Below are 19,042 nucleotides of genomic sequence, written 5' to 3'. Positions count from 1 at the left end.
TGAATCAATGTATGTAAGTCAATGTCCATTTGGCCTCAGTAATTTCACTAAGAAGTGGCCAAGATTTCCGTTTTAGACTTGTTCCGTAGCCGAATCTGGAGTATGAATTAGAGAATTGCCGGAAATCCTTGTCCCTACGGGGGGCGCAGAAAAGATTGGCTAAAGGTGGATCATCCAAACAAATGAAAGAGGAAATACCGGTTCTCAAAGGGAAAACCAAAAAAGAACTAGAAGAGTTATGTGTTTCCTTAGGTCTGGAAAAATACCGAGCAGCACAAATTTATACAGGTATCTATAAGAGCCGTTATACGAACTTAGACCAGTTCACCACCCTATCCAAAGAAGCTCGCGAAAAATTAAAACAACATACTTCCTTTCCTGAAATTGAACTTGGAAGGGACCTTGCGTCCAAAGAAGACGGAACTCGTAAATTTACTTTTTATGTAGGTGAAAACAAAGAGATCGAAGCCGTTTGGATTCCTTCAGGAGATGGGGGTCGTAAAACCATTTGTATCTCTTCCCAAATTGGATGTACTCTCAATTGTAAATTCTGTGCCACAGGACTTTTGGAATACAAAGGCAACCTTCATACATGGCAAATCCTAGACCAAATTTTGCAAGTGGAACGACTTGTGGGAGACCGAGCCACAAACATCGTATTTATGGGAATGGGGGAACCTATGCATAACTACTTCTCTGTGATGAAGGCAGCCCATATCCTCCGTGACAAAGAAGGTTTTGGTCTTGGTGCACTCCGAATCACTATTTCCACTGCAGGTGTGACAACAGGAATCAATCGATTTATCGAAAACAAAGAACCCTTTAATTTTGCCATCTCTCTCAATCATCCCAACCCTAATTCCCGTTCCTCGATCATGGATGTAAACGATAAACATCCGTTAGACAAACTAGTTGAATCGGCTAAAAGATTCACTAAGGAACTTGACCGTGCCATTACATTTGAATATGTAATGATCCCAGATGTGAATATGGGTCGTGACAATGCGGAGCGCCTGGCAAAAATTGCACGTTCGGTCAATAAATGTAAAATCAATGTAATTCCTCTGAATACTGATTTTACAGGATGGCGGAGACCCACAGACGATGAGGTCAAAGATTTTGTCATGCATCTCAAAGCAAAAACAACAGCCCCCATTCTCAACCGTAGAAGTCCTGGCCGGGACATTAATGGTGCTTGCGGAATGTTAGCTCTAAAAGGAATTCGAAGTGAAACACGGTAAATGGATCTTAACTCTTGCGATAGCTATCTTGTTTGGGAATTGCCAAGATATCGTAGAAAAAAAATGCCAAGCGGCATGTGAAGTCTTTGTCACTTGCACTGAGGAAGAACTGAAACTTACCTTAGCACCAGATGTCAAACGTACTGGCCGAATCCAATGTATGGATGGATGTACCACACACAATAGTGATATCCTTCAATGTTATGACCAAGAACCCAATTCCTGTAAAGGATTTGGACAATGCCTCTTACAAATTGGTGCTTTAGAATGAAAGAAAACCTTGCTCCCTCCGAAAGAATTTTTTATCGAATTCTTTTACTTCTCGCATCCCTTCCTGTTTTATTTACACTTCCGTTGGATGTAATCGATATCGATAGTTCTCAGTATGCTAGCATTAGTCGTGAACTAGTGTTATCTGGTGATTTTTTTACCTTGTTCGATAATGGAAGGCGTTATTTAGACAAACCCATCCTTACCTTTTGGACAATAGCCACATCCTTTTCTCTATTCGGAATTAGTAATATTGCATTTCGGATTCCTGCAATTCTTCTCAGTTTACTTTCTGTTTTTTCTATCTATCGCATTACGATTTTAACAGGCGGAAAGGAAAGACAAGGTTATCTGGCATCTTTTGCGTATCTACTAGCTCCTGGTTTTTATGCCATGATTGTGGATCCCAAAATCGATGTTTATCTCACTGCTTATTTGGTTTTTACCTATCACTTTTACTATTTAGGAAGAAAGAAAAATCCTAATTATTTTTATTTAATGTATCTTATGATGTCCATGGGATTTATCACCAAAGGTCCAATCTCTGTTGTGATTCCTGCTTTATCTATTGGCGGGGACATTCTATTTCGCAGGGATTGGAAGTTGTTATTATCGATGAGAGTTCCCACGGGGATTTTTGTCCTCGCATCTCTTCCTGCCTTTTGGTGTGTTTTACTTTATAAAAGTTTTAATTCTTATGGCCCATCCTTCTTTTTGTGGATCCAGTCCTTTGGTCGTTTTTACAAAGAGATGTATGATGTGAAGTTTGATCCATTCTACTTTTATAAATCTTTTTCTTGGGCTTTCTTTAGTGGAGTGGTGCCGATGATTATTTACATCGCATTTCGCACTTACAACTATATTAAATCTTTGGGATGGAAGGAAATCCTTCGTAAAATTCGAGCAAACGAATACAAAGAAATCGATTTTGTGATTCCGTTTTGGGTATTTCTCTTTTTATTCTTAATTTCTTTTTCCAGGTTTCCCCTCCCACAATACACTTATTGGGTATTGCCAGGGGCAGCCTTGTATTTCGGAAAAATTGCCGAAGAAAGTTTGTTTCGTTCTAGTGTGGAGCGCCTTCGTCCTTCCTTCTTAATTGCAGGTCTTGTCTATTTAGTTGGCTACTTTCTCATTCCCGTTTTTGTGGCAGATGTCGGAATTCTTTACTATGTATTTGGTGCCATTGGAATCCTTTTTATCATGTTGTCGGCGCAACTCATTCCTTTGGAAGTGTTAGTGACTCTTGTGGGTGCCACCTTGTTTTTCAGTGCGATTAGTTTACAGTTTTATCCACTCCTAACCAGTTTCCAACCTGCTAAAGAATTTGGAGCCAAAATTAAAGAACTTGAACCAAACGAACCCGTGGTGTATACCTTTTGGTTGTCCAATTCCAAACGTTCCTATGGTTTTTATGCGGAAAGAAACTTTAGAAACGTCTATGATCGAGATAAACTAGACAAACTTTGGTCAGAAAAACCAGAAAGACTTCTTATCCTACCTTCCGAAAAACTCGGCCAACTGCAGGAACTTGCGGGTCCGGGATACAGCATTGAGCCCGTTTTGGAACGTGAATCCTTCAAAGTAGCCACACCCACCATCGGTTTTTTGAAAAAAGAGACAAGGGGCCTCGTCACAAAGAAAATTTCTTTGATTTGGCTAAAAAAAATTCAGGGGAAATCTTCTAAAAATTCGAAAGTATAACTAGGCTAAATTGTGTAAGTCTGGTTTTTAGGGCCCTTCGATGTCAAATCAGGGCCTTTTTTTTTGCCCTATCCATTTTCCAGAGATTTTGAATATTAGAGACTTGTACTAAGTTTATACTACTTATGACTCGATTCTTAACTCCTTCCCAATCACAAATTTAGAAATATTTTTCCAAGAAATCCTTTCCATTTTTTAAAAACTCGGTGTAATGACACGTCACATACGGTGCCATATGAAAAGTTTAAAATACATCCTCGGTCTCTATACATTCCTATCCATCCTCATCTTATCTGCGGTTGTATCTACTCTCATCTTGTATTTGAATTGGGGACTTCTTGTCAAAGTTTACCGAGGGGAAATGGAAAACGCGGGCAAAAGTGCCGGTGCCGAACTTTCTAATTATTATAAATCACAACTGCGGATTGCAGGTTTACTTTCCAAACAAAGAGAGATCGTAGAATCCTTCCAATCAGGAAAGTCCGAATTTGCCACCAATCTCCTTGTGGGAATTATGCAAGATGCGAATGGCGAATACGAAAATATCTTTTTATCTGCTCCCATCCAAAATGCTAAGATATTTGCAGCTGGGATTCCCCGTTCAATAGGTTACCAATTAGAAGAGTCAAAAACTGGTGACCATGTGGTTGTTGCATTAAAGAAAAAGTTTTTAATTGGCTCTGTCCAGGAGTCACCTATCACTGGTTTGCCTGTGAGTCTAGTTTCATTTCCTATTGAAGACCAAGGTAGACTTGTCGGGATTTTATGGATCGCTTTGAATTTAGAACAGGTATCGAAACGTATGGGAGAAGGGATCCACGTTGGTGCCAATGGTTATGTAACTGCCATTACAACGAAGGGAGTTGTTTTTGCTGGTCCCGATAAATCAAAAATTCTAAAAATGGATTTAAGTAAAATTCCAGAAGGAAGGCCCATACTCGAAGCCAAAGATGGAGCCTACTTTGAATATACAGAAAATGGAAAAGATTTTGCTTTTCTCATCAAACGGTTGGAAGAGTGGAATACCATTATCGGAGTGGTGCTTCCTAAGTCCGATATGAATTCAGGATTCATTCAGGTAGCTGTCACTGCTCTTGTCGTTGTGTTTTTGATTACAGCCCTTGTTGTCTTTGGAATCTTTCGGTTTCTTAAAAAACGTCTATTCCCTTTAGAATCCTCTGTAGCTATTTTAGATAAAATGGCTGCCGGTGATTTAACAGAATCATTTACACTCACAAACCATGATGAAATTGGACAAATGAATTTGGCACTGGATGGTTTCGTAAAAAGCATCAGAAACTCTCTTGGCGAAATCCAAACGGTGGCTGAAGAGATTGCCTCTTCTGCTGAGGGATTACGTGAGTCTTCTGCTAGTTTTTCTGATATGGCCCAAGGAACGGCTGCATCGGCAGAAGAGATCTCCGCCACCACAGAGGAAGTAGTAGCCAGTATGGAAACTACAGCTGCTTCCACTGTCAAACAACACGACAATATTTTGGAATTTAACCAAAAGATTTTAGAGCTTTCTAAAGGAGCCATTCAAATTGAAAAGGATACCAAGGCCGCTCTCGCCAATACAGAAAATATTACCAAACAAGCAAAACTCGGTGGTGAGTCCTTAAACCAAATGAAGGAAGTGATTAATGTCATCTTAGAGTCTTCCTCTGAAATGAAAGAAGTCATTGGCATCATTGATGAAATCTCTGACCAAACCAGTTTACTTGCATTGAATGCTGCCATTGAAGCCGCAAGAGCAGGAGAGGCGGGGCGAGGGTTTGCCATTGTTGCCGAGGAGATCTCGAAACTTTCCGACAAAACAGCGCATTCCATCCAGGCCATAGAGGATATGATTGGAAAAAACAGTAAGGAACTTGAGGAAGGGGCCAAGGGAATTCGTTCCTCTGTGGAATTACTCAATCTCATCATCCGAGACATTGCAGAAGTAGAAAGTGTGATGAAACGCCTTTCGGAGGCAACCAAGTCTCAACTGAACTACAACCAGGAAGTCGATGAACGTTCCGCCGAAGTGGGTCGTGAATCTGAGTCCATTCGTGGGGCCATCGACGAACAAAAACGGGCGATTGAACAAATTTCCCAGTCAGTGATCGGGATCAATAATGAAACTATGCACATTGCCACTGGCTCCGACTTGGTTGCTTCCTCTTCTAAAAGTTTATCTCATGCTGCAGATACTTTACGTTCTATTACGAAGAGGTTTACGATTTCAAGGAACTAAGGGATGGTTTTGGTTACTGCCTTATGCAAATCTTAGGCCGATTCTAACTCATTCTAAATTTTTAGAGGAAAAGTAACGCCTGTTTGGTGGGAAGGGAGCGATTAATTGAGACTGGGTTTCAATAAAGAAAGTTTCTAAAAAATTTAGAATTATGTCTCTTTTCATGTTTTTTCGCAACCAAAACCCTTACATACTTGCTTTTTTTCTGATTTTACCTTTCCTTGTCAGAAGACAGTGTAAACGGATTCAGGAAATCTGCGAATGAATATAAAAATACTCAAGATCTCTGTGCCTATCGTTGCGATTGCAGCGCTTGCATATTTGATTTTTTCACCTAGCCGTTATGTGGGCTATTCACCCGACCAGCCCATCCCCTTCAACCACAAGATACATGCGGGCGATAACAAAATCGACTGTAAGTATTGCCATACCGGTGTTGAAAATTCGGCCCATGCCACAATTCCTCCAAGTTCCACTTGTATGAACTGTCATGGAGCAGGTAACGTAGCGGGTAACCAAGAACATGTTAAGTGGCTTAAAGAACAATACGACAGCAACACTCCAGTTCCCTGGGTGAAGGTTCATGACCAACCAGACTTCGTATACTTCAACCATTCAAGACACGTACAACGCGGTGTTGATTGTTCCACATGCCACGGCAACATGGCAGAGATGGTAAAGGTTAGACAGTCCAAGTCCCTCAATATGGGATTTTGTGTCGATTGCCATAGAGAGAACAATGCTCCTAACGATTGTTCTACGTGCCACAGATAATCGGGAGACAAGTAATAATTTATGATGAAAGACGATAGTTTCCAAAAAGAAAAAAAATCGCTTTGGCAGTCTTATGAACTTCGCGGAACTTCACGCGAACGTGAATTGCAAAAGCAAGAGTTCTATAAATCACCGGATCCCCTGATTGCAAAAATCAAAAAGGGTGATTTCGATCGTAAAACTTTCTTAAAGTTTATGGGTGCCTCTGTAGTAATGACTACTGTGGGTTGTATCCAAAAACCTGCTGAAAAAATTGTTCCTTATGTGAATCTTACCATAAAGAACCCAGACAACAACGAAGTAGAACAATATGACTTCGTAAAACATGGACATTCTTATCACTACGCTTCTGTTTGTAGTGGATGTTCGGTTGGTTGTGGGGTGCTCGTCAAAGCAAAAGACGGAAGACCTTTAAAACTCGAAGGAAATCCAAACCATCCAATTTCGGAAGGTGCACTTTGTGCTTCTGGCCAAGCTTCTATTTTTGATTTGTATGATGCAGATCGCGCCAAAGAACCACAACAAATGGTGAATGGTGCTGCAAAATCTAGCGACTGGTTCGTATTAGATAAAGATGTAAAAGAGAAACTAAATGCCAACAAAGGAAAAACCATTGTTGTTACAAAACCTCTTACTTCCCCTGCAACTGCTGAATTCATTTCTGAATTCTTAAAATCAGTCGGTGGTGGAAAACACATCGAAGTGGCTTTTGCTTCTTCTGATGATGCGATCACTCTTGCACAAGAGAAATCTTACGGAAAGGCAGTACTTCCTAACTACCATTTCGACAAAGCAAAAGTCATCCTTTCCATTGACAGTGACTTTTTAACCAACACAAACTACCATAATGACTTTTCCAAAAGAAGAGACTTAACTGCTAAGAATGTAAAATCTTTCAACGCCTTCATTGCAGCTGAAACTCATCCTTCGATGACAGGTTCCAATGCAGACCAAAGAGTTCCTATAAGACCAGGGGACCAAAGAAAGTTTGCCCTTGTAATTGCAAAGGCTCTTTCTGATTTGGGAGTGGGTGGTGCAACGGGTGTTTCAGGAATCAATGTAGAATCTTCTGCAGCGGAACTTGGAATTTCTAAAGAAGTGGTTCTACGCACAGCGAAAGCACTTGCTTCCGCAAAGGGCGAATCCCTTGTCGTTGCTTCTGGATCCAACACCCTCACAGAGGATGCAGTTGATCTTCAAATCGCAGTCAACATGTTAAATAGCATGCTTGGCAATGATGGAAAAACAATCGATGCCGGAAATCCTTTGAAAGAAGGACGATCTAATTATGCAGAAAATTTAAAAACTCTCGCAAAAGACTTAAAAGAAAGAAAGGCCGGTGTGGTCATTCTTTTTGGTGTGAACCCAGTCTACCAAGCGCCAAACGGAGATGAGTGGAAAAAACTCCTTCATGAAGCAGCGCAAGTAGTACAAGTTTCTGACCGAGTGGATGAGACAGCGCTTGCTTCCAATTGGCTTGCTCCTGTTTCCCACTTCCTTGAGTCTTGGGGAGATAACGAATCGGTAGCAGGAATTGTTTCCATCCAACAACCAACGATCCGACCACTCTTCCAATCAAAAGCATTTGAAGATATGCTCATCACTTGGGCAGGTGGAAAGTTACTTGGGGCAGATTCTCTCTACGAATACCTCAAATCAAAATACTCGAAAAAAACCAACTGGGAAGATTTACTCAGAAAAGGGGTTCTTGTATCTGGAAATCCAAAAGCTGACAAATCAGGTCGATCTTTCCGTGGAACGATTGCACCTCTTGCGGCTTCAAAGTCGGGTCTCACCGTTTCTCTTTACGAAAGCACCGCCATTGGTTCTGGAGAAAGAGCGAACAACTCCCAACTCCAAGAACTTCCGGATCCAGTATCCAAAGTGACTTGGGACAATTATGTTGCGATTAGCCCGCAATACTCTCGTTCGTCGGGAATCAAACTCAATGATGTAGTCACAGTCACTGTAGGCGGAAAATCATTTGAACTCCCGGCTCTCGTCCAACCTGGCCTCCATCCAGAAGCAGTAGGAATTGCTCTTGGTTACGGAAGAACCAATGTGGGTGAGATTGGAAACGGAGTAGGGAAAAATGCGAACATTCTAGCCTCTGAAGTCAACGGATCTTTCGTATATTCAGGACTTTCCATCACTCTCTCTCCTACAGGAAAGAAATACAAACTCGCTACCACACAAGACCACCATATGATGAGTCCCGGTGTGATGATGGGTGTAGAGTGGAAAGAAAGACCTCTGATCATTTCCGCAAAACTCCAAGATTATGCAAAAAATCCTGGTGCAGGAATTCCTGAACCAGAGATCCCAAAAATCTTAATCGATGGAAAACTACAAAGAGCCCAAGGTGCGAATGCTCCTTCGGACCAACCAGGAAGCCAATTTGCCTACCCAGGATACAAATGGGGAATGGCTGTGGACCTTACTTCTTGTTCCGGCTGTGGAGCTTGTGTAGTTGCATGTAATATTGAAAACAACGTGCCTATGGTAGGACGTGATGAAGTAAGAATGGGTCGTGAGATGCATTGGCTTCGTATCGACCGTTACTATATTGGTGATCCTGAAAAACCAGAATCACTCGAAATCGCACACCAACCACTCATGTGCCAACATTGCGACAATGCTCCTTGTGAGACGGTTTGTCCAGTAGCTGCGACTGTTCACAGTTCGGAAGGAACCAACGATATGGTTTACAACCGTTGTGTGGGAACTCGTTACTGCTCTAACAACTGTCCTTACAAAGTGCGTCGTTTTAACTGGTTAGAACATTGGAATGAACACAATTTACTCGGAGAAGCAACACCTACATTTAAGGCACGCCCTCCAAGAAACTTGGGTCTCAACCCTGATGTAACCGTTCGTTCTCGCGGGGTTATGGAAAAATGTAACTTCTGTGCTTCTCGAGTTGCTGAGAAAAAAATCGCAGCGAAAAACGAAGGAAGAACATTGCGAGATGGAGAAGTGAAGGCTGCATGTGAACAAACATGTTCTTCTAATTCCATTGTGTTCGGTAACGTAAATGATCCTGAATCTAAAGTAGCGAAGCTCTTGAAAGACCCAAGGTCTTACAAACTTCTGGAATACCTAAACATCGGACCTGCTGTCAGCTATATGACTCGCGTTCGAAACGAAGTTTAACAGGGAGAACACAAAGGGAATGTCATTAGCACAAGCAGTTCGAGATAAATTAGACATCCCCGACCTGGTAACAGGCGGGAAGTCGCTTAAAGATGTAACCGTTGATATCGCAAAACCAAACGAAGATTTCCCTACCAAACTTTGGTGGAATACTTTTCTTTTGGTTCTTACGATCACCCTGATCGACGTAGCCATTATCGGTTATTTGTTTTATGAAGGTCTTTACCTCCTCGGGATCAATAACCCGGTAGGTTGGGGATTTTTCGTAGTAAACTTCGTATTTTGGATTGGTATCGGTCACGCAGGAACTTTAATTTCTGCGGTTCTATTCCTTTTCCGTCAAGGTTGGAGAACAGGGATTAACCGTGCCGCGGAAGCGATGACCATCTTTGCCGTACTAGTTGCAGCATCGAACCTCATCCTTCACGTAGGTCGTCCTTGGCTCGGATTTTGGTTGTTTCCTTATCCAAACGAAAGAGGTCCACTTTGGGTGAACTTTCGGTCCCCACTCATTTGGGATACGTTTGCGGTTTCAACCTACCTTTCCATCTCTATGGTGTTCTGGTATTTGGGACTCATTCCTGACTTAGCTACACTTCGTGACCGTGCCACAGAAACTTGGAGAAAGAACTTATACAATGTTCTAGCCTTTGGTTGGGTGGGATCGGCAAGATCTTGGTCTCATTTAGAAATCGTTTCTATGATCCTTGCGGCTCTTTCCACACCGCTAGTTCTTTCGGTTCACACCATCGTATCTTTTGACTTCGCAGTTTCCATCCTTCCTGGTTGGCACACAACCATTTTCCCTCCATACTTCGTTGCCGGTGCGATTTTCTCCGGATTTGCGATGGTGGTGACATTGATGGTAATTGCTCGTGAAGTGTTTAATCTTAAGAACTACATCACCATGAAACACTTGGACAACATGAACAAAATCATGATGGTAACAGGTCTTATCGTAGGTCTTGCTTACGGAACAGAATTCTTTATCGCTTGGTATTCCGGAAACGAATACGAAGTGTTCGCATTCTGGAATAGGGCTTTCGGTCCTTATGGTTGGGCTTACTTTATCATGATTTCTTGTAACGTATTGTCACCACAAGTGTTCTGGTTCCGCAAACTTCGTTACAATATCCCAGTGATGTTTGTTGCATCACTTGTGGTAAACGTAGGTATGTGGTTCGAACGATTTGTGATCATGATGACACTCAACCGAGACTTCCTACCGTCCAGCTGGGCGATGTATACACCGACACTTTTCGACTACGCGATGTTAATCGGAACTTTCGGTATCTTCTTTACTCTCTTCCTACTCTGGTGCCGAATTATGCCAGTGATTGCGATTGCAGAAGTAAAAACAGTGATGCCACAGAAAGAAGGAGCACACCACTAGTATGTATCTTCCAAAATTAGAACAGTTTCACAAATACAAAGAAATGGATGAAGGAGTTCTCGGTCTTTTCGAGACTCCAGAAGCAATCATACATGCGGCAGAAAAAGCCAAAGAAAAGGACTACATAGGGTTTGATTGTATCCTTCCATATCCTGTTCACGGGATTGATGAAGCGATGGGAACTCCAAGATCAGGACTTCCTTGGGTCACTTTCTTTGCTGGTATCTTTGGCTGCACGATTGGGATTCTTTTCCAGTATCTCACACATGCCCATGACTGGCCTCTCAATATCTCTGGAAAATCTCTCAATGCATGGTTTGCCTACGTGCCAATCATCTTTGAATTAACTGTATTTTCTGCAGGGATTTACACTGTAGCTGCACTATGTTTCTTAAGCGGCATTCCCAAAGCAACCCGTCGTATCCTTCACCCGGATTTGACATCTCACAGGTTTGGTCTTTGGATTCCTAAATCTGCAAAAGGTTATAACGAATCAGAAGTTCTTTCTTTCGTTAAAGGCCTTGGTGGATCGGAAGTAACCGTGGTGAAACCGGAGAACCAAAAATGAAACAAAACATCTTTAGAGTTTTAGCTCTTGCGGGACTCCTTGTTCTCGTGAATTGCGATTACAAAACTCCCGTTTATGAATATTTTCCAAGTATGTATGATTCTCCTGCACGTGAGTCGCAAGAAGACGATTCTTTTGCAAAAAACGGATCTGCGTCTCGTATTCCTCCAAAAGGTGCGATTCCAGTCGGATACTTTCCGTATCCTTACGCAGCAGAAGCAACTCCAGATACTCTTCCTGGTGCTGACAAGGGACTTAAAAACCCTATCGCCAAAGCAAACTTAGGTGATCTTATGATTGGTGAAAAACGTTACCAAACATATTGTACACCTTGCCACGGTGTCAGAGGACTTGGAAATGGAACGGTTGTAGGACCTGCACCTAGGTTCCAACAATCTCCACCTTCTGTAGTTTCTGATAAAATCAGAGGTTGGTCCGATGGACAAGTGTATCATATCATCACTATGGGTCGGGGACTTATGGGAAGTTATGCTTACCAAATCGAACCAGAAGACAGATGGAAGCTCATTGCTTACATAAGAAAACTTCAAGAATATGAAGTTCAAAATAAAAAGGCGAACTAGGGGAAACTATGAGCGCGACAAAAGCAGCTAAACTAGACGAAAAATTACTGCAGTTCCAACTGCCGGCAACTCTTCGTAATGCCCTCATTGCCATGATCGGAGTGGGAGTGGTGAGTTTCCTCATTGCTTTCCTCGGTTTCGGTCATGAAACATCTCGTCATATGGACGAAGCAGGTCATTTCCATCACACAAACTTAGGTTACCATATTTTACTGATTGGAACTTACTTTGTGATTGGTCTTGCCATCACAGGAATTTTCTTTACCGCAATCCAACACCTAACAGGTTCCCATTGGTCTGTCACAGTAAGAAGACTATTTGAAACTTATGGACTTTTCACACCGATCGCAGGGCTTCTGCTTGTGGGTGTGGTTTTTGGAATGCATGACTTATACGAATGGGCAGATGCGACTGTGGCAAAAAATGACCACCTCATCCACCACAAGTCGGGTTATTTGAATCCGATTGCATTCATCATTCGTTGTGTGCTTTTCATTGGGGTTTGGACTATCTTTGCTTATATCTTTCACGGAAAGTCTGTAGGCCAAGACAAAGATAAGGTCGTTGATACCACCAAAACTTTGGCCAAAATCTCTGGTGGATTCATCCTTTTCTTTGCACTTTCTTGGTGTTTCATGTCGTTTGACCTTCTCATGTCGCTTTCCCCACACTGGTTTTCTACTATGTTTGGTGTGTATGCGTTTGCAGGAGCTTTCCAAACTTCTCTTGCTTCTTACTTGATTGTCATCGCCATTTTGAAGAAAAATGGATACCTCGGTGAAGCAGTAAACGAAAACCACTACCATGACATTGCAAAATTCCTTTTGGGTATGACTACTTTCTGGGCTTATGTGGGTTTCTCACAATTTATGCTCATTTGGTATGCAAACATCCCAGAAGAGACTTTCTTCTATGAAATGCGTATGACTGGCGGATGGGGTTACACAACTCTTGCACTTCCTTTTGTGAAGTTTGTAATTCCTTTCCTTCTCCTTCTCAATCGTCCTAACAAAAGAAACATTGATTTCCTTTGGAAGTTGGCTGTATGGATTCTTGCCGTTCAGTTCTTTGAACTTTTCTGGTTGGTATTCCCTGCAAATTTCGAGAAATTTTCCATACTTCACTTCGTTCTCGCTTTTGGTGGAACAGTAGGTGTTGTCGGGATTTTCGGTTTCTTTGTCTTCAAAAAGTTGGAAAAACACAGCTTAGTTCCGGTTGGAGATCCTCGCCTAGACGAGTGCCTCCACCACCACCAATAGGAGAATTGTTTTGAAACAAAAATTTGTATTACTTATGATCGCTTGTGCAAGTTTCACAGCTTGTTCCAAAAACGCAGAAGTGGCTTGGCATAAAAATTGTGATGCTAAAACAAACAAAGCAAGTTTGGATTTTACTGTTCCATTGTATTCTGAAGCTGATTCTAACTCGAAAGTGGTAGAATTTGTACCAGCCGGAACAGTTGTTAAAGTATTTGAATCCCGTAATCACAACGTATGGGCACCAAAATATTTTATCAAAGTGCAAACTGCAAAGAACGAAGGTTATATGAGCCCACGTTGTTTTGTTGTAAACCAAGATCCTGAAAAAAGTGTTTGGAGATATTCCAAAGGACTCGTGAAGGAATACAATCCTTTCTATAGCCCAACGGACAAAGAACACTATCCACGTGGATATGAGTATGGTAGCTTAAAAGACCTTCCGAAAGAAAAGATTCCACTATCTGACCTTACGAAAGGATTGGAAGAAGTTCCTTACACAAACAAAAATATGTTAAAACAAAACTAAAAATTTGTTTTGATTCTGAATTCGGGAAAAATTTCGAATTCAAAGTTGTCTTGCGAAAAGACCCAAGGGAAACCGAGGGTCTTTTTTATTTAGAAACATATATTTTGATTTCCCAACCCACGAGTCCCAGGATTACCAATTTTTCACTAATAAAATATAAGACACCGAGTGTGAGTAGGGATTCCCAATTTTCTACCAAAAAGTAAATAGAAACACCACAGTAAGTTAAATTTCCGAAAATAACTCCGAGAAGAAAGTTTTTCCATTGTTTTGGTCTTCGAATGGCACAAGTGGATGAATAGATAAATAAAGTTCCTGCGATGATTGCCAGTTTGAATAATATAGGAGCAGGCATTCCTAAGTAAGATTCCAAAGGAATCAAAATAAAAAATATAATCAATAGTGAAAAAAAGGCTCCGACTGCATCGATAAAAAAAATGGTAAAGGGCTGGAATTGGTTTAAAAATTGTCGCATTGAATTGAATTCTCTCCATTGCCATAGACTTTTCATTTGGCTTATGGACAAATAGATCAATTTTTTGTGCCTAGGCAAGTTTGTTTTGTGATGGGTTTTTGCAATGTTAGTCACATGGGAAAGTTTATATTTCCCTAATGAAATATGAATCAGTAGTTTTTCGACACTCAAATTTGCTACTGATTCATTATAGTCTCAATGAAACGTATGTATTTCCATTCGATTGGATTCTGAGTTTTTATTATTTAAAAAAACCAGAAGAGATCCTTAACCTTAGGATTTCGGAGTGCAAGGCCAATCCAAAGTAAGAGTCCAATGTAAACTGGAAAAAGTGTATGAGAAAAAAGTGGGTTTCCTACACGCAAATGGATGGCAATAGCTCCACCTAAATAAGCGGTGAGAAGTAGTGCACCTAATGCGGAACTCTGTGGGATGGCATATAGAATCGTTATGACAAGAAGGATGATTCCAATAGTCACAGCTTGGGATCCGGGAATTCCTAGTTCTTCCATACTCTTTAAAACAGGTTCAATTTTAGCTAGTTTCCCAACGGCATCGAAAAGTAAAAAAGCAATCACAAGACCACTTAGGATCCTTCCCACCCAAAGATAGGTTGGAGAGTTATTGAGTTCGTTCATAAAATCACCTACTGATAAAAATCTATCTCGCTAGAAAAACATATCAACTGATATGTTGTCAATAGAATTTGTAATGAATCAAAACGGTGTTCTCTTGGGAAAGTCAGTCAAGTTTTCTGGGATAACGGGGAATTTAACGAAAGTATGGGAAAACAAGAGGACACACGTAAATTAATCATTGAATCTGCCTTTTCTCTTATTTATGAAAATGGATTTCAAGGAGTGGGGGTTCGTGAGATTGCGGAAAATGCTAATCTAACGATTGGGGCATTTTTTTATCATTTCCCAACTAAAAACCAAGTAGGTTATGCAATCATTGAGGAGTTTTTATCCAAAGGAATTATGGAAAGGTGGATCCTACCTTTGGAAGGATATGAGAACCCAATTGAGGGAATGATCAAAACATATAAAAAAACATTTGATAGTTGGCCTGACGAATTTGTCTCTCGGGGATGCCCGCTTAATAATTTAGGCCAAGAGATGTCTGCTATCGATGCGGAATTCCAAAAGAAAGCAAAAGCACTATTGACAACTTGGATAAAGCACACCAAAAAATATTTGGATTTTGCAAAGAAACAAAAGATCCTAAACGCAAATACCGACACGAAAAAACTTGCTGAATTCATTGTTACTTTCCAAGAAGCGACCTTTGCTATGGGAAAGGTGATGAATGATCGTAAAGTATATGATTCATTGTATATTTCTTTTAAACAACATTTGGAAAGCCATTGTATTTGAACTCTTCGCTTGTATTTAGGGTTCAAGGTATTTCTTTTCAAACTGAGAATTGTATTTTTAAGTACCTTTTGTAATCCACATACCTTGACTTTCTTTTCTTTGTTGTTATACTCACTCAAATGGGACAAAAAAGAGCCATCGCGACTTCCGCATCCGAAGAACGATTAGAGAAACTTTTAGAAGAAAGATTAATTCCAGGATCCAACCAAGAATTTATCGACAAACGAATTTGGGATCTTTTCGGAGAAACTTGGTGTGTGATGTTTACTGACCTTTCCGGATTTTCTCGAGGGGTTGCCAAATTTGGAATCATTCATTTTTTACAAACTATTTATGAGTCCCAAAGGATTCTTATTCCGGTACTTGATGAGTTTGATGGAATTCTTATGAAAGACGAAGGGGATAGTCTTATGGTCCTCTTTCGAAATACCAACAAGGCCATTCAGTGTGCCATCCATATGCAAAAGGCTTGTAAACGTTACAATGAAGGAAGAAGTGCTGAAGAACAAATCCTTCTTTGTGTAGGTCTTGGGTATGGAAAAATTTTGAAGATCGGAGACACCGATGTTTTTGGATCTGAAGTAAACGCAGCATCTAAGTTAGGTGAAGATACAGCCAAAGCTTGGGAAATTTTAGTGACTAGTGCAGTAAAAGAAAATGCTGATGAAACTACCGATTTCGATTTTGAAGGAATTTCTGAAATTCCTCCCGGTTCTGATGGAGCATTCCGCTTGGTATATACTTTAGAAGAACCGAAGTGGGTTGTGTTATAATTTAGATTTTAGTCCATAAATTCATAGATGGATCGAATTTCCCCATTTGTTTCTATATAAGAATACAACTCTTGAAATTCTTTATTTTGGCAAAGGGTTCCTGAATCTCCAATCAGGATTAAATGAGACTTGGCCCTCGTTAAGGCCACATTCAACCGTTTAGGATTGAGTAAAAAGCCAATTTCACCATCTGGGTTCGAACGGACTAAACTTAGGATAACAATTTCAGATTCCCTTCCTTGGAATGAGTCAATGGTTTGGGTAAACCATTTCCCCTCGGAAACTTTTACCAATTTTTCAACTTGGCCTCTGTAGGGAGATATGACAGTGGTTAACTCTTTTGGAATTCCTAAACTAAACAATTTTTCGATCAATTGGATTTCCGTCTGATTGAAAAAACTAGGCTCTTCCCCTTCTGTTTCTTCTTCAGAGTCACTGCCGGCAGTATCGATCCAAAGGATGGCGGGACTTGAACCAACTACCTCGGAGATATCGAGAGAAGAAGTCCACTTCGCTTCGGGATGAGTTAGGATTTTACTTTCGTAATAGGTTTGATTTGGGAAACCCAAAATTTCAGGTTTCATTCTAAACTGTTTTTCTAAAAATAAAATGCGTTCTCCTGAATCAAAAGCCACTGCTTTTTCTAAAAAACTATCGATGGTTTGGTGGTCCGAGTGGGAGTAGCTAGCCCCGAGTTGTTTAGGATCTCCGAAAAAAAATGTTTTTTTCCCGGCATAAATCGCCATATAACATCCCGGGTCCAAACTTTGTGTTGCTTCATCGACAAATACAAAATCAAACTCTCTACCTTTTTTGAATTCATTTCCAAATCCAGAAAAGGTAGAAACAATAAGTTCTGCATCGTCTAGTAGTTTCGTTCTGATATTCGATTCAGCTTCTCTGATAGTAGAAAGTAAAAACTTAGCTTCTTTTCGAAGTGCCTTTCTTTCTTCTCTTTCTTCCTTTCCAAAATTACGTTTCCAAGAGTTAGCCTTTTTTTGAATGGCTTTGAGTTCTGTCTGCCAGTTATGGATTTGTTTTTGGTCAGAATGTGTTTGGATGAGATGATCAATATGGTGAGGAAGAACTTCTTCTTTGATTTTTGTGGAGTTTCCTAACCGAATCACACGAATTCCTTTTTTTAAAGCGAGCTCTACAATATAGTCACAAGCAAAATTTGTGGGGCAAAGGGTTAAAACCGATTCCTTTCGATTTTTGATTTCCTCAACAGCTTGCATGAGTAGGGTGGTTTTTCCCGTTCCAGGAGGTCCAAAGATTACACCGTAATCATTAATTTGAAAGATTTGTTCTATCGGTGGATTGTTTCGTCCCGATTTGGGAGGAGTGGGTTTGTCCCCGAGACCAAAACCTAAAATCCAATTTAGTTTTTTATGCGATATACTTTCTTTATCTTCTATAACTTTAGTTATGATTTCATTGTACAAATCATAGGTAGATTCTTGGAACCATTTGGAGATTTGAAATTCCTGATCTTCCCATTCATAATCACCTCGGACCTGAATGGTAAGTTTAGAATCATTTGCCTTATAGATATTTCCAAAAATAGATTCTGTTACACTTTGTATGAGAACAGGGGTTCCCGGTTTTAACCATTCTTTGGCTTTGACAGAAGGTGAAATTTGAAATTCAGCTCTCCATGTACTGCCCACAACAAACCGTAAGTCTTCTAAAACTGCAGATTTAATGGCTTTGGAGTCTTGGCCCTTTTCTAAAAATAAAGACCGTTCATACTCACGTTCTTTGATTAAAACTTTTTTTACAGAAAGAATTTCTTCTTCTAAGGAACCAAACTTTTGTTCTATGGCTCTTCCCATTCAATGTACTCCAAGGTTGTAAAAAAACCATTTCTAAGTAGTGGGGCAAAGTCAATAAAATCGGCTGCTTTTAAATATAAGGAATCTTCAATGGAATAAGCTTGAATTAAATTGTTTGCTGCCTCTTCTAATTTACCCAAGCGGCAATGGGCACGAGCTAATATAATTAATGTTTCTGGATCGATTTCTTTACAATATTGGATATGTGTTCTAATGGATATGAGAGCATTTTCTGGATCTTCCGCTTCTAAATAACATAGTGCTAAAAGGTCATAATAGAAGAACTCTTCTGGTTCCACCATCTTTAGAGATTTTTTTAAAGAAACAAGAGCAGAATTAAAATCGCCACGAGAAAAATACAATGATCCAAGTTCGGCCCAAATATCCTTACGATCAATTCCTCGGCCATTACTTAAGTGTTCTTGAGAAAGAGCTTTTTTTAAAACTTTAATCGCTTCTTCCGAACGTTCCATATCTTTCAGAAGAGAGGCTAGGAGTAGGTAATTTTCCAAATATGATGGAAAGTATAAAATACTTTTTTGTAGTAAAACTTTTGCCGATTTAAATTTTTTTAATTTAATCAGATAACGAGAGTAGACGGTAATACTCAAAGGATGAGAAGGATAATTTTTAATGATGTCTTGGAATAAGGATTCTGTTTCTTTGGGATTGCCTACGGCATATAAACACCAGGCTTTTTTTGCTTTAATTTTGATGAGAGAGGATTCGTCGGTTGTATGCGATTCACTTTCAGCATAAACGTTAAAAGCTCGAGTGAATTCCTTTTCCTCTTCCAGGAGTTTCGCTTCACGGATCAGTGAAAAAAAGAATTCATACGGCGTTTTTTACTTCAGGAAATATGGGATTCGCCGATG

General features: G+C 40.3%; 17 protein-coding genes. 13 read left to right on the top strand and 4 right to left on the bottom strand.

Annotated elements, in window-relative coordinates:
* Positions 1 to 182: 182 nt before the first annotated feature.
* The 11 genes from rlmN (at position 183) to LEP1GSC203_RS12455 (ending at position 13,708) form a co-directional block, all read left to right on the top strand.
* Positions 183 to 1,241, top strand: a complete 1,059-nt coding sequence (gene rlmN / locus LEP1GSC203_RS12505; protein ID WP_051064169.1) for a 23S rRNA (adenine(2503)-C(2))-methyltransferase RlmN — start codon at positions 183 to 185, stop codon at positions 1,239 to 1,241.
* Positions 1,228 to 1,512 carry a Cys-rich protein gene (locus tag LEP1GSC203_RS12500; RefSeq protein WP_002973710.1) on the top strand — a complete coding sequence of 95 codons (285 nt, stop codon included), beginning with the start codon at positions 1,228 to 1,230 and terminating at the stop codon, positions 1,510 to 1,512. Before rlmN ends, LEP1GSC203_RS12500 begins: the two co-directional genes overlap by 14 nt.
* Complete coding sequence (locus tag LEP1GSC203_RS12495; RefSeq protein ID WP_002973567.1) at positions 1,509 to 3,215, top strand: ArnT family glycosyltransferase; 1,707 nt, start codon at positions 1,509 to 1,511, stop codon at positions 3,213 to 3,215. The genes LEP1GSC203_RS12500 and LEP1GSC203_RS12495 overlap by 4 nt, the downstream gene beginning before the upstream one ends.
* A 235-nt stretch (positions 3,216 to 3,450) precedes the next feature.
* A complete protein-coding gene (locus tag LEP1GSC203_RS12490; protein ID WP_002973917.1) occupies positions 3,451 to 5,451 on the top strand; it encodes a methyl-accepting chemotaxis protein in 2,001 nt (666 codons plus the stop codon).
* Between the two features lie 261 nt (positions 5,452 to 5,712).
* Complete coding sequence (locus LEP1GSC203_RS12485) at positions 5,713 to 6,225, top strand: cytochrome c3 family protein (protein WP_002974237.1); 513 nt, start codon at positions 5,713 to 5,715, stop codon at positions 6,223 to 6,225.
* Positions 6,226 to 6,249: 24 nt separating this feature from the next.
* Positions 6,250 to 9,378 carry a TAT-variant-translocated molybdopterin oxidoreductase gene (locus LEP1GSC203_RS12480; protein ID WP_002974004.1) on the top strand — a complete coding sequence of 1,043 codons (3,129 nt, stop codon included), beginning with the start codon at positions 6,250 to 6,252 and terminating at the stop codon, positions 9,376 to 9,378.
* Positions 9,379 to 9,397: 19 nt separating this feature from the next.
* Positions 9,398 to 10,771: an NrfD/PsrC family molybdoenzyme membrane anchor subunit gene (gene nrfD, locus LEP1GSC203_RS12475; protein ID WP_002974485.1), complete on the top strand. Its 1,374-nt coding sequence runs from the start codon at positions 9,398 to 9,400 to the stop codon at positions 10,769 to 10,771.
* Between the two features lies 1 nt (position 10,772).
* Complete coding sequence (locus tag LEP1GSC203_RS12470) at positions 10,773 to 11,339, top strand: DUF3341 domain-containing protein (protein ID WP_002974504.1); 567 nt, start codon at positions 10,773 to 10,775, stop codon at positions 11,337 to 11,339.
* Positions 11,336 to 11,923 carry a c-type cytochrome gene (locus tag LEP1GSC203_RS12465; protein WP_002973577.1) on the top strand — a complete coding sequence of 196 codons (588 nt, stop codon included), beginning with the start codon at positions 11,336 to 11,338 and terminating at the stop codon, positions 11,921 to 11,923. The genes LEP1GSC203_RS12470 and LEP1GSC203_RS12465 overlap by 4 nt, the downstream gene beginning before the upstream one ends.
* Before the next feature lie 8 nt (positions 11,924 to 11,931).
* Positions 11,932 to 13,182 (top strand): hypothetical protein, encoded by a 1,251-nt coding sequence (locus LEP1GSC203_RS12460; RefSeq protein ID WP_002973963.1) that lies wholly within the window; start codon positions 11,932 to 11,934, stop codon positions 13,180 to 13,182.
* A 10-nt stretch (positions 13,183 to 13,192) separates the two neighbouring features.
* Positions 13,193 to 13,708, top strand: a complete 516-nt coding sequence (locus LEP1GSC203_RS12455; protein WP_002973772.1) for an Lsa16 family lipoprotein adhesin — start codon at positions 13,193 to 13,195, stop codon at positions 13,706 to 13,708.
* Positions 13,709 to 13,793: 85 nt separating this feature from the next.
* Here the strand turns inward: LEP1GSC203_RS12455 and LEP1GSC203_RS12450 are convergent, their stop codons facing one another.
* Positions 13,794 to 14,183, bottom strand: coding sequence for a hypothetical protein (locus tag LEP1GSC203_RS12450; protein ID WP_232225881.1), 390 nt, complete (start codon positions 14,181 to 14,183; stop codon positions 13,794 to 13,796).
* A 245-nt stretch (positions 14,184 to 14,428) separates the two neighbouring features.
* On the bottom strand, positions 14,429 to 14,821 hold the full coding sequence (locus tag LEP1GSC203_RS12445; RefSeq protein ID WP_002974045.1) for a DoxX family protein: 393 nt from the start codon (positions 14,819 to 14,821) through the stop codon (positions 14,429 to 14,431).
* Between the two features lie 144 nt (positions 14,822 to 14,965).
* Here LEP1GSC203_RS12445 and LEP1GSC203_RS12440 point away from each other — a divergent pair, with 144 nt between their 5' ends.
* Both LEP1GSC203_RS12440 and LEP1GSC203_RS12435 read left to right on the top strand, forming a co-directional pair.
* Positions 14,966 to 15,559 (top strand): TetR/AcrR family transcriptional regulator, encoded by a 594-nt coding sequence (locus LEP1GSC203_RS12440; RefSeq protein WP_002974471.1) that lies wholly within the window; start codon positions 14,966 to 14,968, stop codon positions 15,557 to 15,559.
* 119 nt (positions 15,560 to 15,678) lie between these two features.
* A complete protein-coding gene (locus tag LEP1GSC203_RS12435; RefSeq protein WP_002974332.1) occupies positions 15,679 to 16,332 on the top strand; it encodes an adenylate/guanylate cyclase domain-containing protein in 654 nt (217 codons plus the stop codon).
* Positions 16,333 to 16,340: 8 nt separating this feature from the next.
* Here LEP1GSC203_RS12435 and LEP1GSC203_RS12430 read toward each other — a convergent pair whose 3' ends face one another.
* Positions 16,341 to 18,167: an AAA domain-containing protein gene (locus tag LEP1GSC203_RS12430; RefSeq protein WP_002973750.1), complete on the bottom strand. Its 1,827-nt coding sequence runs from the start codon at positions 18,165 to 18,167 to the stop codon at positions 16,341 to 16,343.
* Positions 18,152 to 18,985, bottom strand: coding sequence for a tetratricopeptide repeat protein (locus tag LEP1GSC203_RS12425; protein WP_039937822.1), 834 nt, complete (start codon positions 18,983 to 18,985; stop codon positions 18,152 to 18,154). The genes LEP1GSC203_RS12430 and LEP1GSC203_RS12425 overlap by 16 nt, the downstream gene beginning before the upstream one ends.
* Between the last annotated feature and the right edge of the window lie 57 nt (positions 18,986 to 19,042).

This window comes from Leptospira terpstrae serovar Hualin str. LT 11-33 = ATCC 700639 (assembly GCF_000332495.1).
Lineage (GTDB): Bacteria > Spirochaetota > Leptospiria > Leptospirales > Leptospiraceae > Leptospira_A > Leptospira_A terpstrae.
Note: the sequence above shows the minus strand (reverse complement) of the source record. Positions and strands in the feature narration are given on the sequence as shown.

What these genes read in the sequence shown, in the direction of transcription:
- rlmN (WP_051064169.1), top strand. Translation starts at nt 183, where the DNA reads ATGAAAGAGGAAATACCGGTTCTCAAAGGGAAAACCAAAAAAGAACTA.
- LEP1GSC203_RS12460 (WP_002973963.1), top strand. Translation starts at nt 11,932, where the DNA reads ATGAGCGCGACAAAAGCAGCTAAACTAGACGAAAAATTACTGCAGTTC.
- LEP1GSC203_RS12445 (WP_002974045.1), bottom strand. Translation starts at nt 14,821, where the DNA reads ATGAACGAACTCAATAACTCTCCAACCTATCTTTGGGTGGGAAGGATC.
- LEP1GSC203_RS12430 (WP_002973750.1), bottom strand. Translation starts at nt 18,167, where the DNA reads ATGGGAAGAGCCATAGAACAAAAGTTTGGTTCCTTAGAAGAAGAAATT.
- LEP1GSC203_RS12435 (WP_002974332.1), top strand. Translation starts at nt 15,679, where the DNA reads ATGGGACAAAAAAGAGCCATCGCGACTTCCGCATCCGAAGAACGATTA.
- LEP1GSC203_RS12490 (WP_002973917.1), top strand. Translation starts at nt 3,451, where the DNA reads ATGAAAAGTTTAAAATACATCCTCGGTCTCTATACATTCCTATCCATC.
- LEP1GSC203_RS12440 (WP_002974471.1), top strand. Translation starts at nt 14,966, where the DNA reads ATGGGAAAACAAGAGGACACACGTAAATTAATCATTGAATCTGCCTTT.
- LEP1GSC203_RS12470 (WP_002974504.1), top strand. Translation starts at nt 10,773, where the DNA reads ATGTATCTTCCAAAATTAGAACAGTTTCACAAATACAAAGAAATGGAT.
- LEP1GSC203_RS12450 (WP_232225881.1), bottom strand. Translation starts at nt 14,183, where the DNA reads ATGCGACAATTTTTAAACCAATTCCAGCCCTTTACCATTTTTTTTATC.
- LEP1GSC203_RS12480 (WP_002974004.1), top strand. Translation starts at nt 6,250, where the DNA reads ATGAAAGACGATAGTTTCCAAAAAGAAAAAAAATCGCTTTGGCAGTCT.
- nrfD (WP_002974485.1), top strand. Translation starts at nt 9,398, where the DNA reads ATGTCATTAGCACAAGCAGTTCGAGATAAATTAGACATCCCCGACCTG.
- LEP1GSC203_RS12465 (WP_002973577.1), top strand. Translation starts at nt 11,336, where the DNA reads ATGAAACAAAACATCTTTAGAGTTTTAGCTCTTGCGGGACTCCTTGTT.
- LEP1GSC203_RS12495 (WP_002973567.1), top strand. Translation starts at nt 1,509, where the DNA reads ATGAAAGAAAACCTTGCTCCCTCCGAAAGAATTTTTTATCGAATTCTT.
- LEP1GSC203_RS12485 (WP_002974237.1), top strand. Translation starts at nt 5,713, where the DNA reads ATGAATATAAAAATACTCAAGATCTCTGTGCCTATCGTTGCGATTGCA.